Origin of the sequence: Hydrogenophaga luteola (assembly GCF_042648585.1) — a bacterium.
Lineage (GTDB): Bacteria > Pseudomonadota > Gammaproteobacteria > Burkholderiales > Burkholderiaceae_C > Hydrogenophaga > Hydrogenophaga luteola.
The window spans coordinates 356,867-377,532 of record NZ_JBHRXX010000002.1 but is presented as its reverse complement, the minus strand read 5'-3'; the positions used below and the strand labels follow the sequence as shown (position 1 = coordinate 377,532).

Sequence of the window (20,666 nt, the reverse complement as noted above, 5' to 3'; positions counted from 1 at the left end):
AGCCCCGCGTCGCGGGGCTTTTTCATTGCAGCGTTTCTTTCAGGGCCGGCATGGCAGGAAGGGGCATCACGTCGATGCCCTCTTCGATAAGCTCCATCGCCACCTCGGGTGTGGTGCGGCCACGGATGTTGCGCTGCGCCAGTTCCCCATGGTGCATGGCGCGCGCCTCATCGGCGAAACGCTCGCCGACATCCTCTGTCTTGCTCATCAGCTCGCGCACGGCACGCAACAGGCGGCCCTGCAGTTCCGAACCGGGTGCGGTACGCCCCATCTCGACCATGCCGTCGCTGGCAGATGTTGCCACGGGAGCCTCTTCACGCGTGCGCCCGAGGTTGAGCCTAGGCGCCGACAGCATCTTGCGCACCTGCGCATCACCACACAGCGGGCAGCTCAGCAGCCCACGTTCCAACTGCTGATGGAAGTCACCTTCGGAAGCGAACCAGCCTTCAAAATCGTGCTGGTGCGCGCATTGCAGGTTCAGAACCTTCATGGGAAAAATTATCGTGCGACGTCGGCGGGCATGCGCCCTGTCCAGTCCAGAGACCACACGCCCGACAACACGTTCTGCAGCCAGAGGGCACCGACCAGCGTCTTGCAATCAATGATGCTGCCATCGCGGCACCAGCCACTCACTTCGTCGGGCGTGGCGTTGAACACGTCCAGGAATTCGCCCTCATCCAACCGGCGCTCGCCCTGCGACAGCCCTCGGGCGAACCAGATGTCAATGATTTCGTCGGAGTAGGCGATGGTCGGTGCCAGCCTTCCCGCAAACGCCCATTCCGTGGCCCTGTATCCCGTCTCTTCTGCCAGTTCGCGCTGGGCGCAAGCCAGACTGCCCTCCCCTGGGTCCAGCTTGCCGGCCGGGAACTCGACAATGACGCTGCGCATCGGGTGTCGGAACTGCCGCTCCATGATCACCTGCCCGTCGTCGAGCAAGCCGATCACCATCACCGCGCCGGGGTGCAGCACATACTCGCGCGTCGCCTCTTGCCCAGAAGGCAGACGGACGGTGTCTCGCACGACATGCAGGAAGTGCCCCTTGAGCAACTCGATGCGAGCGACAGGCTCTTCACGCAGGTGGGCATCCTGGCTCATCGAGCATCCTTAACCGTGGCGCTTGTACAGATAGCGGTAGACAAACCCGGGGAAGGCCAGAGTGAGGAACAGGGCGGCCGTGGTGGCATAGAACTCCCACCCCTGGGGGTAGATCTGGCCATCGGCCTTCTCAAGCGCCAAGCCGAGTGCTCCCACCAGGCCGTAACAAACCACCAGCTCCAACAGATGAACGCCCAGGGACTTGGGCGCCGAACGCGGCACCACCCCGAACCAGCGCTGGTTGAAAAATGGCAGGTTGGCGGCCAGCACGGCCGCCAGCAACACCACCCAGACAGAAACCGAAGGGCTCACGCGAGAAGCGAGGCAATGGCCTGCGCACACAGGGCCATCAGACCGCCTGGGACCACGCCCAGCACCAGAACCAGCGCACCGTTGACCGACAACACCGAGCGCACGTCCATGCCGGCGGTGATGCCAGCGGTTTGCGTGGGCGCGTCGAAGTACATGACCTTGACCAGGCGCAGGTAGTAGAAGGCGCCGATCAACGACATGACCACGGCAAACACCGCCAGGCCGATGTAGACCGGCTGGGAGGACGCGAGCAAGGCCTGCAGCACCGACAGCTTGGCGTAGAAGCCCACCAGCGGCGGAACACCAGCCAGAGAGAACATGCACACAGCCATCACACCCGCATAGAGCGGGCTGCGCTGGTTCAGGCCCGCCAGATCACCGATCTCGTCGGACTCGAAGCCATCGCGCGAGAGCAGCAGGATCACGCCGAAGGTGCCCAAGGTGGTCAGCACATAGGTGATGACATAGAACATCGTCGCGCTGTAGGCGTTGACCATGTTGCCCGTGTCCAACCCCTTGTCCCCATGCACCACACCGGCCAGCAGGCCCAGCAGCATGAAGCCCATCTGGGCAATCGTGGAGAACGCCAGCATGCGCTTGAGGTTGGTCTGTGCAATGGCGGCCAGGTTGCCGATCAGCAAGGAAGCCACCGCGAGCACCGCCAGCATCTGCTGCCAGTCCACCGCCAGCGGCGCCATGCCCTCGACCAGCAAGCGGATCACGATGGCGAACGCGGCCAATTTCGGCGCACCGCCCACCATCAGCGTGATCGCAGTGGGGGCGCCGTGGTAAACGTCGGGCACCCACATGTGGAAGGGCACCACGCCCAACTTGAACGCCAGACCGGCCACCACGAACACCAGACCCAGCATCAGCACTTGGGACGAGCCCTTGAGGGTTTCGGGGCCACCGGCAATGGCTTTCATCACCTCGGCCACATCCAGCGAGGCGGTGGCGCCATAGACCAGCGACAGGCCATAAAGCAGGAAACCGCTGGCCAGCGCACCGAGCACAAAGTACTTCATGGCCGCTTCGATGGCCTTGCCATCGTCTCGGCGCAGGGCCACCAGTGCATAACTCGACAGGGTCAACAACTCGAGGCCGAGATAGATCACCAGGAAGTTGTGCCCGGAGATCATCACGAACATGCCCAGCAGCGCGTACAGCGACAGCGTGAACAGGTCGCCTGCACGCAGCATGTCGCGGCTGGAGGCGTAGTCGCGGCCATAGACCAGGGTGACGAACATGGCGATAGCGGCAAAACACTTGAGCCACAGACCCATCGGATCGCTCACGATCATGCCGCCGAAGCCGCTGATCGAGTGACCGGCCAGGGCGTTCTTTCCCTGCAGGAAGGCCACGCAGGCCAGTGTGAGCAGGGTGAGCAGATAGGTGGGGCGACGGGTCGGTGACTTGACGGTCAGGTCGACCAGCGAAATCACGCAGGTCATCACCAACAGGAAGATCTCGGGGTACACCGCCACCAAGCTGAGTTGATCAATCATGTGAAGACTCGTTCGTGTGTAGGCTCAGGCAGCAATCAGGGCAGCTTGGAGATGGCGACATGGCGCAGCAGCTCTGCCACCGACGCATCCATCACGTCGGTGAACGGCTTCGGATGCACGCCCATGTACAGCACAGCGACGGCCAGCAGCGCCATGATCAGGAACTCGCGGCGCCCGATGTCGGTGAGCTCCTTGACATGGTGGTTGCCCACCGAACCCAGGTACACGCGCTTGTACATCCAGAGCGAGTAGGCTGCGCCGAAGATCAAGGCAGATGCCGCGGCGGCACCGATCCAGAAGTTGGCCTTCACCGCTGCCAGAATCACCATCCACTCGCCCACGAAGCCCGCGGTGCCCGGAAGACCGCAGTTCGCCATGGTGAACAACAGCGCGAACGCGGCGAAATTCGGCATGGTGTTGACCACGCCGCCATAGTCGGCGATGTTGCGCGAGTGCACGCGGTCGTACAGCACACCGATCGAGAGGAACATGGCGGCCGAGACGAAGCCGTGGGCAATCATCTGAACGATGGCGCCGGACACACCCATGTCGCTGAAGACAAAGAAGCCCAGCGTCACGAAGCCCATGTGCGCCACCGACGAATAGGCCACCAGCTTCTTCATGTCCTTCTGCACCATGGCCACCAGGCCAACGTAGATGACCGCCACGAGCGACAGCGTGATGATCAGCCAAGCCCACTGGTGGGAGGCATCGGGCAGGATGGGCAGAGAGAAACGCAGGAAGCCGTAGGCACCCAGCTTGAGCATGATGGCGGCCAGCACGGCCGAACCACCGGTAGGAGCCTCGACGTGCACGTCGGGCAGCCAGGTGTGCACCGGCCACATCGGCACCTTCACAGCGAAGGCGGCAAAGAAAGCGAAGAACAGCAAGGTTTGAGCGGTGCTGCCCAGCGGCAGCTTGTGCCAAGCCGCCAGATCGAAACTGCCACCCGACTGGTTGTACAGGTAGATCAGGGCCACCAGCATCAGCAGCGAGCCCATGAGGGTGTACAGGAAGAACTTGAAGGCCGCGTAGATCTTGTTCGGACCACCCCAGATGCCGATGATCAGGTACATCGGAATCAGCGTGGCCTCGAAGAACACGTAGAACAGCATGCCGTCCAGAGCGGAAAAGACGCCGATCATCAGGCCCGACAGGATAAGGAACGCGCCCATGTACTGGTTCACGCGCTCAGTGATCACCTCCCAGCCGGCCAGCACCACGATCACCGTGATGAAGGCAGTCAGCAGCACCAGCCACAAGGAGATACCGTCCACACCCAGGTGGTAGTGGATGTTGAAGCGCTCGATCCAGGGCATCTTCTCCACGAACTGCATCGCAGCCGTGCCCAGCTCGAAACCGGCGTAGAGCGGAATCGTCACGGCCAGCGAGACCAGCGCACCCAACAGCGCGATCCAGCGAACCATATTGGCCTGGTCGTCCCGACCGAGGGCCAGCAACACGACACCAAAGAGGATTGGTGCCCAGATCGCGAGGCTCAGCAAACCCATCTTCTTGTTCTCCTTATTTGGCGAGCCACACGAAATACGTCATGAACAGGAACACGCCCACGATCATCAGCAGCGCGTAGTGGTACAGGTAACCGCTCTGAAAGCCACGGACCACCGACGAAAAGCCACCCACAATCTTCCAGCTGGCGTTGACCACACCGGTCTCGATCACGCCCTGGTCGCCGCCCTTCCAGAGGCCCGTGCCCAGAGCACGCGCACCCCGGGCCAGCACGTTTTCGTTGAACCAGTCCATGTAGTACTTGTTCTCGAGAACCTTGATGATCGGCTTGAGCGCACGGCCGATGGCAGCAGGAACCGCTGGGTTGACCAGGTACATGTACCAGGCCGTCACGGCACCGGCGAGCGCCAGCCAGAACGGTGCGGTGGAGAAGGCGTGCAGAGCCATGGCCAGGGGCCCGTGGAACTCTTCTGCGAACTTCGCCACCGCGGGGTGTGCGGCCGAGTTAATCGTGATGGCATCCTTGAGGAAGTCACCGAACAACATGGGCTGGATGGTCAGGAAGCCGATCACCACCGAAGGAATGGCGAGCAGCAGCAGCGGCACGGTCACGACCCACGGCGTTTCGTGCGGCTTGCCATCGCCGTGGTGGCCATGACCATGGTCGTCGTGAGCGTGGTGGTCATCGTGCCCATGGTGGGCGTCCGGATTCTGGTCATAGCGCTCCTTGCCGTGGAACACAAGGAAGTACAGGCGGAACGAATAGAAGGAGGTCACGAACACCCCCGCCAGCACCGCGAAGTGGGCAAAACCGGCCGCCGGCAAGTTGCTGAAATGCACCGCCTCGATGATCGCGTCCTTGGAGTAGAAGCCGGCGAACAGCGGCGTGCCGATCAGCGCCAGGGTGCCCAGCAGGGACGTGATCCAAGTGATGGGCATGTACTTGCGCACGCCGCCCATCCAGCGGATGTCTTGGTTGTGGTGCAGACCCATGATCACCGAGCCAGCGGCCAGGAACAGCAATGCCTTGAAGAAGGCGTGGGTCATCAGGTGGAAGACCGCCACCGAGTATGCCGAAGCACCAAGCGCGACAGTCATGTAGCCCAGCTGCGAGAGCGTGGAATAAGCCACGACGCGCTTGATGTCGTTCTGGATGATGCCCAGGAAACCCATGAACAGCGCCGTGATGGCACCGATCACCATGATGAAGTTCAACGCGGTGTCCGACAGCTCGAACAGAGGCGACATGCGCGAGACCATGAAGATGCCGGCCGTCACCATGGTGGCGGCGTGGATCAGTGCGGAAATGGGTGTCGGGCCTTCCATCGAGTCCGGCAGCCAGACGTGCAGCGGAAACTGGGCCGACTTGCCCATGGCACCGATGAACAGGCAGATGCAGATGACAGTGACCAGCATCCAGTCGGTGCCGGGAAAGCCCAGCTTGGCCAGCTCGGGTGCCTTGGCAAACACCTCGCTGTAGTTCAGCGTGCCGCCATAGGCCACGATCAGGCCGATGCCCAGGATGAAGCCGAAGTCACCGACCCGATTGACCAGGAAGGCCTTCATGTTGGCGAAAATGGCCGTGGGCTTGTTGAACCAGAAACCGATCAGCAGGTAAGAGACCAGACCCACCGCCTCCCAGCCGAAGAACAGCTGCAGTAGGTTGTTGCTCATCACCAGCATCAGCATGGAGAAGGTGAAGAGCGAGATGTAGGCAAAAAAGCGGTTGTAGCCGGCGTCCTCGTCCATGTAGCCGATGGTGTAGAGGTGGACCATCAACGAGACGAAGGTCACCACGCACATCATCATGGCGGTCAGGCCGTCGACGAGAAAACCGATCTCCATCTTGAGACCACCGACCACCATCCACTCGTAGATGGTCTCATTGAAGCGGGCGCCGTCCAGCGCCACGCTCTTGAGCGTCATGGCGGAAATGATGAACGCCACCAGCACACCCAGAATCGTCAGAGAGTGCGAGGCGCGGCGGCCGATCAGGTTGCCACCGAACGTGGTGCCCAGAATGCCGGCGAGGGCCGAGCCGACCAGCGGCGCCAGCGGCACGGCCAGCAAGGTCGTTGCGGAAAGGGTGGTGCTCATGTTCTTAACCCTTGAGGGTGTTGAGTTCTTCGGCGCTGACTGTGGACTTGCTGCGGAACAACAGCACCAGAATGGCCAGGCCAATGGCCGACTCGGCGGCGGCCACCGTCAGGATGAAGAACACAAACACCTGCCCGTGCAGGTCTCCAAGGTAGTGGGAGAACGCGACAAAGTTCATGTTGACCGCCAGCAGCATCAGCTCGATGGCCATCAGCAACACGATGATGTTCTTGCGGTTCAGGAAGATACCGATGACGGACAGCGCGAACAGGATCGCGCCCACCGACAGGAAGTGGCCCAGAGACAGACTGGTGAAGCTCATACTTTGCCCTCCTCCGCGGCAACTGCGCTGGCGGCAGCAGGTGTTTTGGTTGCAGCCATAGGCACCACCACCAGCCGGTCTGCAGCGCGCACGCGAACCTGCAGTCCCGGATCAATGGCCTTGCTGTCCTTGCGCTTGCGCAGCGTGAGTGCGATGGCCGCGAACATGGCCACCAGCAGGATCACCGCGGCAATCTCGACCGGGTACAGGTACTCGGTGTACATCAGCGTGCCGAGGGCCTTCGTGTTCGACACCTCGGCGGCCTGTGCCACCACCGGCGCCACCATGTTCGGAAAGCCGACCCACAGCACGGTGATCAGCTCGGCAGCCACGAGCGCACCCAGCGTGGCCGCCAGGGGGAAGTTCTGCCAGAACCCCCAACGATCTCCGTCGAGCTTGATGTCCAGCATCATGACGACGAACAGGAACAGCACCATGACCGCACCCAGGTACACGAGCACCAGGGTCAGCCCGAGAAACTCGGCTTTGAGCAGCAGCCACAGGCCAGATGCCTGGGAGAACGCCAGCATCAGGAACAGCACGGCGTGCACCGGGTTGCGCGCCGTGATGACGCGGTAGGCGGCGAACAGCATCACCGCCGCGAACAAATAGAAAAAGCCGGTCTGGTAGTCCATGGTGTTGTCTTTCGCCGGCTCAACGGTACTTCGCGTCCGCCGCCTTGGCAGCTGCGATCTCAGGCTCGTAGCGGTCTCCGACAGCCAGCAGCATTTCTTTGGTGAAGTACAGGTCCCCGCGCTTTTCGCCGTGGTACTCCAGAATCTGGGTCTCGACGATCGCATCGACCGGGCAGGCCTCTTCGCAGAAACCGCAGAAGATGCACTTGGTCAGATCGATGTCGTACCGGGTGGTGCGGCGGGTCCCGTCTTCGCGCTCACCCGCTTCGATGGTGATCGCCATGGCGGGGCATACTGCCTCGCACAGCTTGCAGGCAATGCAGCGCTCTTCGCCGTTCTCGTAGCGGCGCTGGGCATGGAGACCGCGGAAGCGAGGAGACAGCGGGGTCTTTTCTTCGGGGAACTGGACCGTGACCTTGCGACGCAGGGCGTAGCGGCCGGTCAGAGCCATGCCCTTGAAGAGCTCCAGCAACATGAAGCTCTTGAAAAAGTCGCTCAACGAAAAGGGGGCAACGGCGGAGGTGGACATGATCGGTCGCCTTGCTTATTTCCAGAGGTTCCACGAGGTCTGCATCAGGCCGCCGACGAGCAGCAGCCAGACCAGCGTGACGGGAATGAAGATCTTCCAGCCCAGACGCATGATCTGGTCGTAGCGGAAACGGGGGAAGGTGGCGCGGATCCAGATGAACAGGGACACCACGAAGAAGGTCTTGGCACCCAGCCAGATCCAGCCCGGAATCCAGTTGAACAGGGCGCTGTCGATCGGGGGCAACCAGCCGCCGAGGAACATCACCACCGCCAGGATGGACACCAGCCACATGCTGGCGTACTCGGCCAGGAAGAAGATGGCAAAGCCCATGCCCGAGTACTCGACCATATGGCCGGCCACGATTTCCGCTTCGCCCTCGACCACGTCGAACGGGTGCCGATTGGTTTCGGCCACACCAGAAATCAGGTAGACCAGAAAAATGGGCAGCAGCGGGAGCCAGTTCCAGGACAGGAAGTCCAGACCCATGTTCACGCCATGACCCTTGGCCTGCGACGCCACGATGTCACCCAGGTTCAGACTGCCTGCGGTCATCACGACCACCAGGAAGCAGAAACCGATGGCGATTTCGTAGCTGACCATCTGGGCAGAGGCGCGCAGCGCTCCGAGAAAGGCGTACTTGGAGTTCGAGGCCCAGCCAGCAATGATCACGCCGTAGACCTCGATCGACGTGATGGCCAGAATGACCAACAGGCCGGCATTGATGTTGGCGATCACCGCTTCGGGGCCAAAAGGCACCACCACCCACGCGGCAAGGGCCGGCATGATGGCCATGATGGGCCCCAGGCGGAACAGCCCGTTGCTGGCAGCGGTGGGGTTGATCAGCTCCTTGGTGAGCAGTTTGACGGCATCGGCGATGGGCTGAAGCAGCCCGGCGGGACCGACACGGTTCGGGCCAAAGCGCACCTGCATGAAACCCAGCAGCTTGCGCTCCCACAGGGTCAGGTAAGCCACGGCCCCCATCAGCGGGGCCACCACCGCCACGATCTTGAGCAGGCTCCAGATAACTGGCCAGGCCGCCGTGGTCCACCAAGAAGCGTTGATGAGGCCAAGGCCTCCGTTGTACATCGCGTCGATCATGCGCGGGCTCCTCGGGCGTCGCTCGTGAGTTGCAGCGAGGTGGCGCGGCGCACCAGCCCGTCAAGCTGGTAGATCGGCGCCACGCATGGGATCGTCTGGGCGGGCGACTGGTCGGCAGCAGCCGGCCCCACACCAGCATCGGTATTGCTGAGACGGGAGGCCGCGATCAGCGATCCGCCCGCCACGCCTGGCAAAGCCGCGGCCAGCACCGCTTGCGAGGTGTCGGCATCGAACCCGGGCAAACCCATCAGATTGCCGAGCACGCGCAGCACTTTCCACGCCGGGCGCGTGTCGCCCAGCGGACGCACCACCGCATGGAAACTTTGCAGACGGCCTTCCGCGTTGACGAAGGACCCGGAGGTTTCCGTGAAAGGCGCAATGGGCAACAACACGTCGCTGATGTCCATGTTCGCTTTGAAGGGGCTGAGCGTGACCACCATGTCGGCGGACTTCAGTCCTTCGGCACCTTTGGCGCTGTCAAAGGCCGGTTCTGTGTTAAGGAGAATGGCAGCCTTCAGCTGCCCATCGAGCATCTGCGCGGCATTGAGGCCACCCTGCCCGGGCACGGCACGCACCAGTTGCGCTCCAACGGTGTTGGCGGCTTCAGTAAGGTAACCCACTGTTGCGCCTGTTTGCTGAGCAATCCAGTTGGCGAGTGCCAGCAGGCTGGCGGCCTTTTCGTGATGAGCAGCGGCGTTGCCCAGAAGGACGGCCTTCTGTTCGCCCCCCAGCAGGGACTTTGCCACCGCACGGGCCTCGTCAGTGATGCTGCCGGCAACGGGCGGTTGCACGCCGGCTTCCGCAGCGACAGCGGCGGCGACTCCGGCCAGAGCACTGACCCAGACACTGCTGTCGGCGAGCAGCACGTTCTTCAGCGACATGGCCCAGTCCGGAGTCTGCGCCGCCAGCACATTGACCTGGCATCCCTTGCGGGCCGCCTGGCGGATGCGCTGGGCAAACAGGGGGTGGTCCTTGCGCAGGTTGGAGCCCACGACCAGCACGCGCTGCAACTGCGACAGCTCGGCAATCGGACGCCCTAGCCAACGGGCCTGACCGGCCGGTGCTGCGTTGCCGAAATCGGCATGCCGCAGACGGCTGTCGATGTTTTCGCTGCCAAGGCCACGCACCAGGGCTCCGGCCAGAGACAGTTCCTCAACCGTGCTGTGCGGACTGGCCAACAGACCGATGGCCGCAGCACCGTGCTGGTCCTTGACGCCCTTGAGGCCGTTGGCCACGTATTCCAGGGCGGTCTGCCAGTCCACGGTCTTCCATTCGCCACCCTGCTTGAGCATGGGCTGGGTCAGGCGGTCTTCACCGTTGAGGGCCTCGTACGAGAAGCGGTCGCGATCGGCAATCCAGCATTCGTTGACGGCATCGTTCTCCAGCGGGACCACGCGCATCACCTGGTGGTTCTTGACCTGAACAATCAGATTGGCGCCCGTCGAGTCGTGCGGGCTCACGCTCTTGCGGCGCGAAAGCTCCCAGGTGCGGGCGCTGTAGCGGAAGGGTTTGCTGGTGAGCGCACCCACCGGGCAGATGTCGATCATGTTGCCCGACAGCTCGGAGTCCACGGACTGACCGACAAACGTCTCAATCTCAGCGTGTTCTCCGCGGTGGGACATGCCCAGCTCCATCACGCCGGCGATTTCCTGGCCGAAACGCACGCAGCGGGTGCAGTGGATGCAGCGGCTCATCTCTTCCATAGAGATCAGCGGGCCCACGTTCTTGTGGAACACCACGCGCTTCTCTTCTTCGTAGCGAGAGGCACCACCACCGTAGCCGACGGCCAAGTCCTGCAACTGGCACTCGCCGCCCTGGTCGCAGATCGGGCAGTCCAGCGGGTGGTTGATCAGCAGGAACTCCATGACCGACTTCTGGGCCTTGATGGCCTTGTCGGACTTGGTACGCACGATCATGCCCATGGTCACCGGCGTGGCGCAGGCAGGCATGGGCTTGGGCGCCTTCTCCACTTCGACCAGGCACATGCGGCAGCTGGCGGCGATGGAGAGCTTCTTGTGATAGCAGAAGTGAGGGATGTAGGTGCCGGCCTTCTCGGCCGCATGCATGACCATGCTGCCCGGGGGCACTTCGACCTTCTGGCCGTCGAGTTCGATTTCAACCATGTTGTGTTCCGGATCAGGCAGAGGTCGCGGTGTCGGCCTTGATCATGGCCGCGAACTCGTGACGGAAGTGTTTGAGCATGGCGCGCACCGGCATGGCCGCTGCATCACCCAGGGCGCAGATCGTGCGGCCCATGATGTTCTCGGCCACGTTGTCCAGCAGGTCCATGTCGGCCGGCTTGGCCTCACCGCGCTGGATCTTGTCCACCAGTCGCCAGAGCCAGCCCGTTCCTTCACGGCAAGGCGTGCACTGACCGCAGGACTCGTGCATGTAGAAGTAGGACAGGCGCTTGAGCGACTCGACCATGCAGCGGGTGTCGTCCATCACGATCACAGCACCCGAGCCCAGCATGGAGCCGGCCTTGCTGATGGAGTCGTAGTCCATCGTGCAGTCCATGATGATGGACGCGGGCAGCACCGGGGAGGACGATCCGCCAGGAATCACCGCCTTGAGCTGCCGGCCGGTGCGCACACCGCCAGCCAGTTCGAGCAGCTTGGCAAACGGCGTACCCATGGGGACTTCGTAGTTGCCCGGCAGATTGACATCCCCGCTGACCGAGAAGATCTTGGTACCACCGTTGTTGGGCTTGCCGCATTCTAGGTAGGCCTGCCCACCATTGCGGATGATCCAGGGCACCGCCGCGAAGGTCTCGGTGTTGTTGATCGTGGTCGGTTTGCCGTAGAGACCGAAGCTGGCTGGGAACGGCGGCTTGAAGCGGGGCTGCCCCTTCTTGCCTTCCAGCGATTCGAGCAGCGCCGTTTCTTCACCGCAGATGTAGGCGCCGAAACCATGGTGGGCATGGAGCTGGAACGAGTAGTTCGAGCCCATGATGTTGTTGCCCAGGTAGCCGGCGGCACGGGCTTCTTCAAGAGCTGCTTCGAAGCGCTCATAGACCTCGAAGATCTCACCGTGGATGTAGTTGTATCCGACGTTGATTCCCATGGCATACGCCGCGATCGCCATGCCCTCAATGACGATGTGCGGGTTGTACATGAGGATGTCGCGGTCTTTGCAGGTGCCGGGCTCGCCCTCGTCCGAGTTGCAGACCAGGTACTTCTGGCCCGGGAACTGGCGCGGCATGAAGCTCCACTTCAAGCCGGAAGGAAAACCGGCGCCGCCACGACCACGCAGTGCGGACTCCTTGACGGTCGCGATCACCTGATCCTGGGTCATGCCCACGGCACCGGTTTCGGGATTCGGCGCCGAACCATCCATGCCCAGCACCTTGCGCAGGGCCTGATAGCCGCCGCGGGCCTCATAGTCCTTGATGGACCAGTTGCTGCCATTCAGGTCCTTGTAGATCTGAGGCTCGATGTGGCGCCCGTGGAAGCAGGTCTGTACGCCCGTGGCGGCGAACTGAGCGAGCACTTGCTGGGCGTTCATTGTTTGCCCTCCGCGGCCTTGAGGCCGTCGATCAGCTGGTCCAGCTTTTCATTGCTCATGAAGCTGCACATGTGGCGGTCGTTCACCAGCATCACAGGCGAATCGGCACAGGCACCCAAGCATTCACTTTGCTGCAGCGTGAACAGGCCGTCCGCCGTGGTCTCGCCCATGGTGATGCCCAGTTTCTTTTCCAGGTGGTGCAGCGCGGTGTATCCATCGCGCAGCTGGCACGGCAGGTTGGTGCAGACGTTGAGCTTGAACTTGCCCACCGGCCGCTGGTTGTACATGTTGTAGAAGGTCGTCACTTCGTGGACGGCCATCACCGGCATACCCAGGTAGTCGGCAATCGCCTGCTCGGCAGCATGGCTGACGTAGCCTTGCTCCTGCTGCACGATCGACAGGCAGGCCATCACGGCAGACTGCGCCTGCTCGGCAGGGTACTTGGCCACTTCACGGGCAAAGCGCGCCTTGGTGGCCTCGGACAGCTCCATGGCCGTCACAGGACCGTGGTTTGCGGGGGTCGAGATCATCGGTCAATCTCTCCAAAAACGATGTCCATCGTGCCAATGATGGCCACCGCGTCGGCCAGCATGTGACCCTTGGCCATTTCGTCCAGCGTGGACAGGTGCGTGAAGCCAGGGGCGCGGATCTTCAGCCGATACGGCTTGTTGGCGCCGTCGCTCACCAGGTAGATGCCGAACTCACCCTTGGGATGCTCGACGGCGGCGTAGGCCTCGCCTTCGGGCACGTGGAAGCCTTCGGTGAAGAGCTTGAAATGGTGGATCAGCTCTTCCATGCTGGACTTCATCGACTCGCGCGATGGCGGCGCCACCTTGTGGTTGTCGGTGATCACCGGGCCCGGATTGGCACGCAGCCAGTCCACACACTGCTTGATGATGCGGTTGGACTGCTTCATCTCTTCCATGCGGACGAGGTAGCGGTCGTAGGTGTCGCCGGTCTTGCCGACCGGGATGTCGAAGTCCATCTTGTCGTACACGTCGTACGGCTGCTTCTTGCGCAGGTCCCAGGCGATACCGGAACCGCGGAGCATGGGTCCGGTCATGCCCAGGTTGAGGGCACGTTCAGGGCTGACAACACCAATGCCCACCGTGCGCTGCTTCCAGATCCGGTTGTCGGTCAGCAGCGTGTGGTACTCCGCCAGGTAGGTCGGGAACCGCCGCGTGAAGTCGTCGATGAAGTCGAGCAGCGAGCCCTGGCGGTTCTGGTTCAACTCCGCCATCGCCTTGGCGTTGCGGATCTTGCTGTGTCGGTATTGCGGCATGGTGTCCGGCAGGTCGCGATAGACGCCACCCGGACGGAAGTAGGCTGCGTGCATGCGCGCACCAGATACAGCCTCGTACATGTCGAACAGATCTTCCCGCTCGCGGAACGCGTAGATCAGGATGGTCGAACTGCCACAGTCGTTGCCGTGCGAGCCGAGCCACATCAGGTGATTCAGCAAACGGGTGATCTCGCTGAACATCACCCGGATGTACTGCGCACGGATTGGCACTTCGATGCCCAGCAGCTTCTCGATGGCCAGGCAATAGGCGTGTTCGTTGCACATCATGGACACGTAGTCGAGACGGTCCATGTATGGCAGCGACTGGATGAAGGTCTTGTGCTCGGCCAGCTTCTCGGTGGCTCGGTGCAGCAACCCGATGTGCGGATCGGCACGCTGCACCACCTCGCCGTCAAGCTCCAGCACCAGACGCAGCACACCGTGTGCTGCAGGGTGCTGCGGACCGAAGTTCAGGGTGTAGTTCTTGATTTCAGCCATGATCAATGCAGCCCGCCGTAGTTGTCTTCACGGATCACGCGGGGTGTGATTTCGCGAGGCTCGATCGTCACCGGCTCGTAGACTACGCGCTGACGCTCGGCGTCGTATCGCATCTCGACATGCCCCGACAGCGGAAAGTCCTTGCGGAATGGGTGACCGATGAAGCCATAGTCGGTCAGGATTCGGCGCAGATCGTTGTGGCCTTCGAACACGATGCCGTACAGGTCGAAGGCCTCACGCTCATACCAGTTGGCTGCCGACCAGAGGCCTGACACCGATGCCACCACCGGAAAATCGTCTTCCGAGCAGAACACACGCACGCGCAGCCTCTGGTTGAGACTCACCGACAGGAGATGGACGACCACGGCAAAGCGAGCCCCCTCCCACCGGCCATCGCCGTAGGTGGAGTAGTCGATTCCACACAGATCGATGAGCTGTTCGAAGCGCGTTTGCGGCGCATCACGCAAGGTCTGCATGACCTCAAGGTACTCGGATGCCGCCACCACCAAGGTGACCTCACCACGATCTGTGGTGACAGACCGCGCGCGCTCGCCGAGCAGTTGGCCCACTTGGGCAGCAATGGTCTCGGCAGGGATGGAGAAAGCTGTGTCGCTCATGGGCCGTCTTTCTGACTCAGTCCTGGCACCAGTCAGGCGCGGGCAATCGTGTTGGTGCGACGGATCTTCTGCTGCAGCTGGATGATCCCGTAGATCAGCGCCTCGGCCGTCGGCGGACAGCCCGGCACATAGACATCCACCGGCACGATACGGTCACAGCCACGTACGACGGAATAGCTGTAGTGGTAGTAGCCACCACCATTGGCGCAAGACCCCATGGACAACACCCAACGGGGCTCGGCCATCTGGTCGTACACCTTGCGCAGAGCAGGCGCCATTTTGTTGCACAGGGTGCCAGCCACAATCATCAGATCAGACTGACGGGGACTGGCTCGGAACACCTCGGCTCCAAAGCGACCGATGTCGTACCGCGCTGCAGCGGCATGCATCATCTCGACGGCGCAGCAGGCCAGACCAAAGGTCATCGGCCAGAGAGATCCGGTCTTGGCCCAGTTCACCACCGAGTCGTAGCTCGTGGTGATGAAGCCTTCTTTCAGGACACCTTCAATCATGTGTGCTCCACTGCGCCAGCAGGCGCATCATTCCCAGTCCAGGGCGCCGATCTTCCAGGCGTAGACAAACCCAACCAGCAGATCGATCAGGAAGATCACACCCACCCAGAAGCCGGTTGAACCGATGTCCGTCAGCGCCACCGCCCAGGGAATCAGAAACGCGATTTCAAGATCAAAGAGAATGAAGAGGATGGCCACCAGGTAGTAGCGGACATCGAACTTCATGCGCGCGTCTTCGAAAGCCTCGAAACCGCATTCGTAAGGGGAGTTTTTTTCTGGATCAGGCCGATTTGGCCCCAGGATGTAGCCCAGCGCCTGGGGTATCACGCCTACGGCAAGACCGACCAGGATGAACAAGAGCACGGGGAGATATTGTTCGAGACTCATCGTGGGTCGGTTCCATGCGCAGGGCCTGATGGCCCTGCCTACCTTTGTCTGGTGCCGACGGCGAGACTCGAACTCGCACAGCTTTCGCCACTACCCCCTCAAGATAGCGTGTCTACCAATTTCACCACGTCGGCTGGGTCTGCATTGTCTGGCTCACGAGGGCTGGTGTGAGCGTTCTCGACAACCCATAGAGTTTACCCTGAAACGATCCGGGTTTTCGAGAATTCCCGGGCTTTTTCGGGGCAGCCGCCATGCTCACTCCAGAGCGACCGCGCCCACCTTCCGGGCAGTTACTTGCCGGGAATCTGCGCCGCCCCGGTGGCCGGTGCAGCCGGGGTCTCAGCCGGCGCGGCGGGAGCACCGACCGGAGCAGTTGCATCTGCCGGAGTCTGCGTCGCGGGCACGACGCCCTCCAACACGCTTCCCGAACGCGCCGTCGTCGGAACCAGGTTGCCGAAGTAGGCCAGACCCAGAGTACAGGTCAGGAAGACCCCGGCGAGGACTGCGGTGGTGCGCGAAAGAAAGTTGGCACCTCCAGACGCCCCAAACAAACTCGCCGAACCCGCACCACCGCCAAAGGCGGCACCGGCATCAGCGCCTTTGCCATGCTGCATGAGGATCAAGCCGATCATGCCGATGGCGGCAAGGATCTGGACAGCTTGGAGGATGGTCATCAAAACGTTCATGTCTGCTCCGAAAATGCGTGAGGGGATGATCGTCAGCCAGCCGCGGCGACGATCTGCAGGAAGTCTGCGGCCTTGAGGGATGCTCCGCCGATCAGGCCGCCGTCAATGTCGGGCTGGGCCAGCAGGCTGGCTGCGTTGGCCGCATTCATGCTGCCACCGTAGAGGATGTGCACCCTCTTGGGGTTCGTGGTGGCGGCGGCCAATTGGGCCCGCAGAACGGCGTGCACCGCCTGCGCCATTTCCGGCGTAGCCGTCTTTCCGGTGCCGATGGCCCACACGGGTTCGTAGGCCACCACGATTTCGGTGATGCAATGGCCCACGGCGTGGATCACCGCCGCCAGTTGGCGCTTGACCACCGACTCCGTCTCGTTCGCTTCCCGCTCGGCCAGGGTTTCACCGACGCAAACGATGGGTGTGATGCCAGCCGACAGGGCGCGCTGGGCCTTGGTGGCCACGACCTCGTCGGTCTCACCGTGATACTGGCGGCGCTCGCTGTGACCAACGATGGCATAGCGACACCCAAAGTCCTTGAGCATGGCCACGCTGATCTCGCCGGTGTACGCCCCCTGTTCGTGGGAAGACACATCCTGCGAACCCCAAGCAATCGGGCTGCCTTGCAGCAGCGCCTGCAACTGGGCCAGATAGGGCGCAGGTGCGCACAGTGCAACCTCGGCCGAGGGCTGACCGATGCCCGCCAGCATGGCCTGGACCAAGGCTTCGTTGGCCGCCAGACTGCCGTTCATCTTCCAGTTGCCGGCGATCAGTTTCTTGCTCATCTCAGTCTCCGAAATAGGATCAGGCCCAAGTCAGCACGATCTTGCCGACGTGCCGGTTGGACTCCATCAGTGCGTGGGCTTCGGACGCACGGGCTGCCGGGAACGTGCTGTGAATCACCGGCTTGACCAGCCCCTGCTCCAGCAAAGGCCAGACCCTCTCACGAAGCGAGGCGGCGATGGCCGCTTTGAAAACCACCGGACGCGGACGCAGCGTGGACCCGGTGATCACCAGCCTGCGACGCAGCACGAGCCCGGCGTTGAAGCCGGCCTTGACACCACCCTGCACCGCGATGATCACCAGGCGTCCATCCTCGGCCAGACACTCGACCTCACGAGCAACATAGTCGCCCGCCACCATGTCGAGGACCACGTTCACTCCCTGCCCGCCCGTCAACTCTTTGGCCACCGCCGAAAAGTCCTGCGTGCGGTAGTTGACGGCGTGGTCAGCACCGAGGTCTTTGCAGGCGGCACACTTATCGTCGCTGCCGGCTGTGACGATCACGGTCGCGCCGAAAGCCTTGCCCAGCTGGATCGCGGTCACGCCGATGCCGCTCGTGCCACCCTGCACCAGCAGGGTTTCACCAGCCTGCAGGCGGCCACGGTCGAACACATTGCTCCAGACGGTGAAAAAGGTCTCAGGCAGCGCGGCAGCCTGCACATCATCGAAACCTGCCGGCACCGGCAGGCACTGGCCCACAGGTGCGATGCAGTACTCGGCGTAGCCGCCACCGGCCACCAGTGCACAGACGCGATCACCTACCTTGAAACCCGCCTGCGCCATCGCATCGGCATCACCCGACTCGATGACCCCGGCCACTTCCAGACCCGGCAGGTCCGAAGCACCCGGGGGTGGTGGATAGCTTCCACTGCGTTGCAGCACGTCAGGTCGATTGACGCCCGAAGCGCGCACGCGGATCAGCACCTCGCCGGCACCCGCGACCGGCACCGGGCGCTCCGCCAGGCGCAGGACCTCGGGTGCGCCGAAGGCGCTGATTTCGACCGCTTGCATCACCGTCAACGACAGCGGCTTATTGCTGCTGTTGCTGAGCCTGCTCGCCACCGCCATTGCGGTCCAGCAGCGCCTTCATGGACAGCTTGACGCGCCCCTTTTCGTCGGTCTCGAGCACCTTGACCCTGACGATCTGGCCTTCCTGCAGGTAATCGGTGACCTTCTCGACGCGCTCATGGGCGATCTGGCTGATGTGCAGCAGGCCGTCCTTGCCGGGCAGCAGGTTGACCAAGGCGCCGAAGTCCAGGATCTTGGTGATCGGGCCTTCATAGACCTTGCCCACTTCCACTTCCGCCGTGATCTCGGCGATGCGGCGCTTGGCTTCTTCGGCCTTGGCGCCGTCGGTGGAGGCGATGGTGATGGTGCCGTCTTCGCCGATGTCGATCTGGGTGCCGGTTTCTTCGGTCAGGGCACGGATGGTGGCGCCGCCCTTGCCGATCACGTCACGGATCTTCTCCGGGTTGATCTTCATGGTGTACAGGCGCGGCGCGAAGTTGGAGATTTCCGTCTTGGCTTCGCCCATGGCGTCCTGCATCTTGCCCAGGATGTGCATGCGCGCTTCCTTGGCCTGGGCCAGGGCGACCTGCATGATTTCCTTGGTGATGCCCTGGATCTTGATGTCCATCTGCAGGGCGGTGATGCCGTTGGTGGTGCCGGCCACCTTGAAGTCCATGTCGCCGAGGTGGTCCTCGTCACCCAGGATGTCGGTCAGCACGGCAAAGCGGTTGCCTTCCTTGATCAGCCCCATGGCGATGCCAGCCACGTGCGCCTTCATCGGCACACCAGCATCCATCAGCGCCAGGCAGCCGCCGCAGACGGAAGCCATCGACGAGGAGCCGTTGGATTCGGTGATTTCGGACACCACGCGGATGGTGTAGGGGAAGTCTTCCTTGCTCGGCAGCGCAGCCACCAGGGCGCGCTTGGCCAGACGGCCGTGCCCGATTTCGCGGCGCTTGGGACTGCCCACGCGACCGGTTTCGCCGGTGGCGAACGGAGGCATGTTGTAGTGCAGCATGAAGCGGTCTTCGAAGTCGCCGGACAGGGCGTCAATGCGCTGCGCGTCGCGGTCGGTGCCCAGCGTGGCAATCACCAGGGCCTGGGTTTCACCACGGGTGAACAGGGCCGAGCCGTGGGTGCGCGGCAGCACGCTGTTGCGGATTTCGATGGCGCGCACGGTGCGGGTGTCACGACCGTCGATGCGGGGCTCGCCGGCCAGGATCTGGCCGCGCACGATGGAGGCTTCGATGTTGAACAGCAGGCCTTCGACGGCCACGCTGTCGAACTCCACGCCTTCGGCCTTCAGGCCGTCCATCACGGCGGCATAGGCTTCGCGGCAGGCCTGGGTGCGGGCCTGCTTGTTGCGGATCTGGTAGGCGGCTTCGAGCTTGGCCTTGCCCAGGGCTTCGACCTTGGCGATCAGCGGCTCGTTCTTGGCCGGGGCTTGCCAGGTCCACTCGGGCTTGCCGGCGTCGCGCACCAGTTCGTTGATGGCAGCGATGGCGATGTTGCCCTGCTCGTGACCGAACACCACGGCGCCCAGCATGACCTCTTCAGACAGTTGCTCGGCTTCGGATTCGACCATCAGCACGGCGGCTTGCGTGCCGGCGACCACCAGGTCCATCTGGCTGTTCTGGCGCTCGGTCTGGCCGGGGTTGAGCACGTACTGGCCGTTGATGTAGCCCACGCGGGCAGCACCGATCGGGCCGTTGAACGGAATGCCGGAGATCGAGAGCGCAGCCGAGGTGGCGATCATGGCGGCGATGTCGGCGTCCACTTCCGGGTTCAGCGACACGGTGTGGATGACCACCTGCACTTCGTTGAAGAAACCGTCCGGAAACAGCGGGCGGATCGGGCGGTCGATCAGGCGGCTGGTCAGGGTTTCGTACTCGGAGGGACGGCCTTCGCGCTTGAAGAAGCTGCCCGGAATCTTGCCGGCGGCATAGGACTTTTCGAGGTAGTCGACGGTCAGGGGGAAGAAGTCCTGGCCAGCCTTCGCGTCCTTCTTGGCAACGACGGTGGCCAGCACCACGGTGCCGTCCATGTCCAGCAGCACGGCGCCGCTGGCCTGGCGGGCGATCTCGCCGGTTTCCATGCGGACCGTGTGCTGGCCCCACTGGAACGTCTTGGTGACTTTGTTGAACATGGTCATGTGTCTCTCCTGTTGGATGGGCGCCTGTGGCGTCGCCCGTGGCCCGGAGCCGGAAACCTGCAGAACACGATGCCATTCCAGTGGGCCTGCGTCGGCGCAACCCCGTTGGAATGACACAGCTTCGCTCTGCTCGCCCCCTTGTCCGAAGAACGTTATTGAAAAATCAAAGTGAAAAACGCCCGA

21 protein-coding genes and 1 tRNA gene are annotated in these 20,666 nt (G+C 62.6%); all 22 read right to left on the bottom strand.

Annotated features, from left to right (window positions below):
• Positions 1 to 22: 22 nt before the first annotated feature.
• On the bottom strand, positions 23 to 490 hold the full coding sequence (locus ACFOPI_RS05590) for a DUF1178 family protein (protein WP_382171900.1): 468 nt from the start codon (positions 488 to 490) through the stop codon (positions 23 to 25).
• Positions 491 to 498: 8 nt separating this feature from the next.
• Positions 499 to 1,095 (bottom strand): NUDIX domain-containing protein, encoded by a 597-nt coding sequence (locus ACFOPI_RS05585; RefSeq protein ID WP_382171897.1) that lies wholly within the window; start codon positions 1,093 to 1,095, stop codon positions 499 to 501.
• A gap of 9 nt (positions 1,096 to 1,104) precedes the next feature.
• Positions 1,105 to 1,407 (bottom strand): DUF2818 family protein, encoded by a 303-nt coding sequence (locus tag ACFOPI_RS05580; RefSeq protein ID WP_382171895.1) that lies wholly within the window; start codon positions 1,405 to 1,407, stop codon positions 1,105 to 1,107.
• Positions 1,404 to 2,912 carry an NADH-quinone oxidoreductase subunit NuoN gene (nuoN, locus tag ACFOPI_RS05575; RefSeq protein WP_382171893.1) on the bottom strand — a complete coding sequence of 503 codons (1,509 nt, stop codon included), beginning with the start codon at positions 2,910 to 2,912 and terminating at the stop codon, positions 1,404 to 1,406. Before nuoN ends, ACFOPI_RS05580 begins: the two co-directional genes overlap by 4 nt.
• A gap of 35 nt (positions 2,913 to 2,947) precedes the next feature.
• On the bottom strand, positions 2,948 to 4,423 hold the full coding sequence (locus ACFOPI_RS05570) for an NADH-quinone oxidoreductase subunit M (RefSeq protein WP_382171890.1): 1,476 nt from the start codon (positions 4,421 to 4,423) through the stop codon (positions 2,948 to 2,950).
• Between the two features lie 13 nt (positions 4,424 to 4,436).
• Positions 4,437 to 6,479 (bottom strand): NADH-quinone oxidoreductase subunit L, encoded by a 2,043-nt coding sequence (gene nuoL, locus ACFOPI_RS05565; RefSeq protein ID WP_382171888.1) that lies wholly within the window; start codon positions 6,477 to 6,479, stop codon positions 4,437 to 4,439.
• 4 nt (positions 6,480 to 6,483) lie between these two features.
• On the bottom strand, positions 6,484 to 6,801 hold the full coding sequence (gene nuoK / locus ACFOPI_RS05560; RefSeq protein WP_066150092.1) for an NADH-quinone oxidoreductase subunit NuoK: 318 nt from the start codon (positions 6,799 to 6,801) through the stop codon (positions 6,484 to 6,486).
• Complete coding sequence (locus ACFOPI_RS05555; RefSeq protein WP_382171885.1) at positions 6,798 to 7,436, bottom strand: NADH-quinone oxidoreductase subunit J; 639 nt, start codon at positions 7,434 to 7,436, stop codon at positions 6,798 to 6,800. Before ACFOPI_RS05555 ends, nuoK begins: the two co-directional genes overlap by 4 nt.
• A 19-nt stretch (positions 7,437 to 7,455) precedes the next feature.
• A complete protein-coding gene (gene nuoI, locus ACFOPI_RS05550) occupies positions 7,456 to 7,965 on the bottom strand; it encodes an NADH-quinone oxidoreductase subunit NuoI (RefSeq protein ID WP_066150086.1) in 510 nt (169 codons plus the stop codon).
• A gap of 15 nt (positions 7,966 to 7,980) precedes the next feature.
• Entirely contained in the window at positions 7,981 to 9,063 is a 1,083-nt protein-coding gene (gene nuoH / locus ACFOPI_RS05545; RefSeq protein WP_382171883.1) for an NADH-quinone oxidoreductase subunit NuoH, read from the bottom strand.
• Complete coding sequence (nuoG, locus tag ACFOPI_RS05540; protein WP_382171880.1) at positions 9,060 to 11,186, bottom strand: NADH-quinone oxidoreductase subunit NuoG; 2,127 nt, start codon at positions 11,184 to 11,186, stop codon at positions 9,060 to 9,062. The genes nuoH and nuoG overlap by 4 nt, the downstream gene beginning before the upstream one ends.
• Positions 11,187 to 11,199: 13 nt before the next feature.
• Complete coding sequence (nuoF, locus tag ACFOPI_RS05535; RefSeq protein WP_382171877.1) at positions 11,200 to 12,567, bottom strand: NADH-quinone oxidoreductase subunit NuoF; 1,368 nt, start codon at positions 12,565 to 12,567, stop codon at positions 11,200 to 11,202.
• Positions 12,564 to 13,097, bottom strand: coding sequence for an NADH-quinone oxidoreductase subunit NuoE (gene nuoE / locus ACFOPI_RS05530; protein ID WP_382171875.1), 534 nt, complete (start codon positions 13,095 to 13,097; stop codon positions 12,564 to 12,566). The genes nuoF and nuoE overlap by 4 nt, the downstream gene beginning before the upstream one ends.
• Positions 13,094 to 14,347, bottom strand: a complete 1,254-nt coding sequence (locus tag ACFOPI_RS05525; protein ID WP_382171873.1) for an NADH-quinone oxidoreductase subunit D — start codon at positions 14,345 to 14,347, stop codon at positions 13,094 to 13,096. The genes nuoE and ACFOPI_RS05525 overlap by 4 nt, the downstream gene beginning before the upstream one ends.
• 2 nt (positions 14,348 to 14,349) lie before the next feature.
• Entirely contained in the window at positions 14,350 to 14,964 is a 615-nt protein-coding gene (locus ACFOPI_RS05520; RefSeq protein ID WP_382171872.1) for an NADH-quinone oxidoreductase subunit C, read from the bottom strand.
• A 32-nt stretch (positions 14,965 to 14,996) separates the two neighbouring features.
• Positions 14,997 to 15,476 carry a NuoB/complex I 20 kDa subunit family protein gene (locus ACFOPI_RS05515; protein ID WP_066150065.1) on the bottom strand — a complete coding sequence of 160 codons (480 nt, stop codon included), beginning with the start codon at positions 15,474 to 15,476 and terminating at the stop codon, positions 14,997 to 14,999.
• 27 nt (positions 15,477 to 15,503) lie between these two features.
• A complete protein-coding gene (locus ACFOPI_RS05510) occupies positions 15,504 to 15,863 on the bottom strand; it encodes an NADH-quinone oxidoreductase subunit A (RefSeq protein ID WP_066150062.1) in 360 nt (119 codons plus the stop codon).
• A 49-nt stretch (positions 15,864 to 15,912) separates the two neighbouring features.
• Positions 15,913 to 15,997 (bottom strand) — tRNA-Leu (locus tag ACFOPI_RS05505).
• Between the two features lie 156 nt (positions 15,998 to 16,153).
• Entirely contained in the window at positions 16,154 to 16,549 is a 396-nt protein-coding gene (gene secG / locus ACFOPI_RS05500) for a preprotein translocase subunit SecG (protein ID WP_382171869.1), read from the bottom strand.
• 32 nt (positions 16,550 to 16,581) lie between these two features.
• On the bottom strand, positions 16,582 to 17,325 hold the full coding sequence (gene tpiA, locus ACFOPI_RS05495; protein ID WP_382171866.1) for a triose-phosphate isomerase: 744 nt from the start codon (positions 17,323 to 17,325) through the stop codon (positions 16,582 to 16,584).
• A gap of 19 nt (positions 17,326 to 17,344) precedes the next feature.
• Positions 17,345 to 18,334 carry an NAD(P)H-quinone oxidoreductase gene (locus tag ACFOPI_RS05490; RefSeq protein WP_382173063.1) on the bottom strand — a complete coding sequence of 330 codons (990 nt, stop codon included), beginning with the start codon at positions 18,332 to 18,334 and terminating at the stop codon, positions 17,345 to 17,347.
• 19 nt (positions 18,335 to 18,353) lie between these two features.
• The gene (gene pnp / locus ACFOPI_RS05485) at positions 18,354 to 20,483 is read right to left on the bottom strand and encodes a polyribonucleotide nucleotidyltransferase (protein ID WP_382171864.1); all 2,130 of its coding nucleotides are present in this window, start codon (positions 20,481 to 20,483) and stop codon (positions 18,354 to 18,356) included.
• Between the last annotated feature and the right edge of the window lie 183 nt (positions 20,484 to 20,666).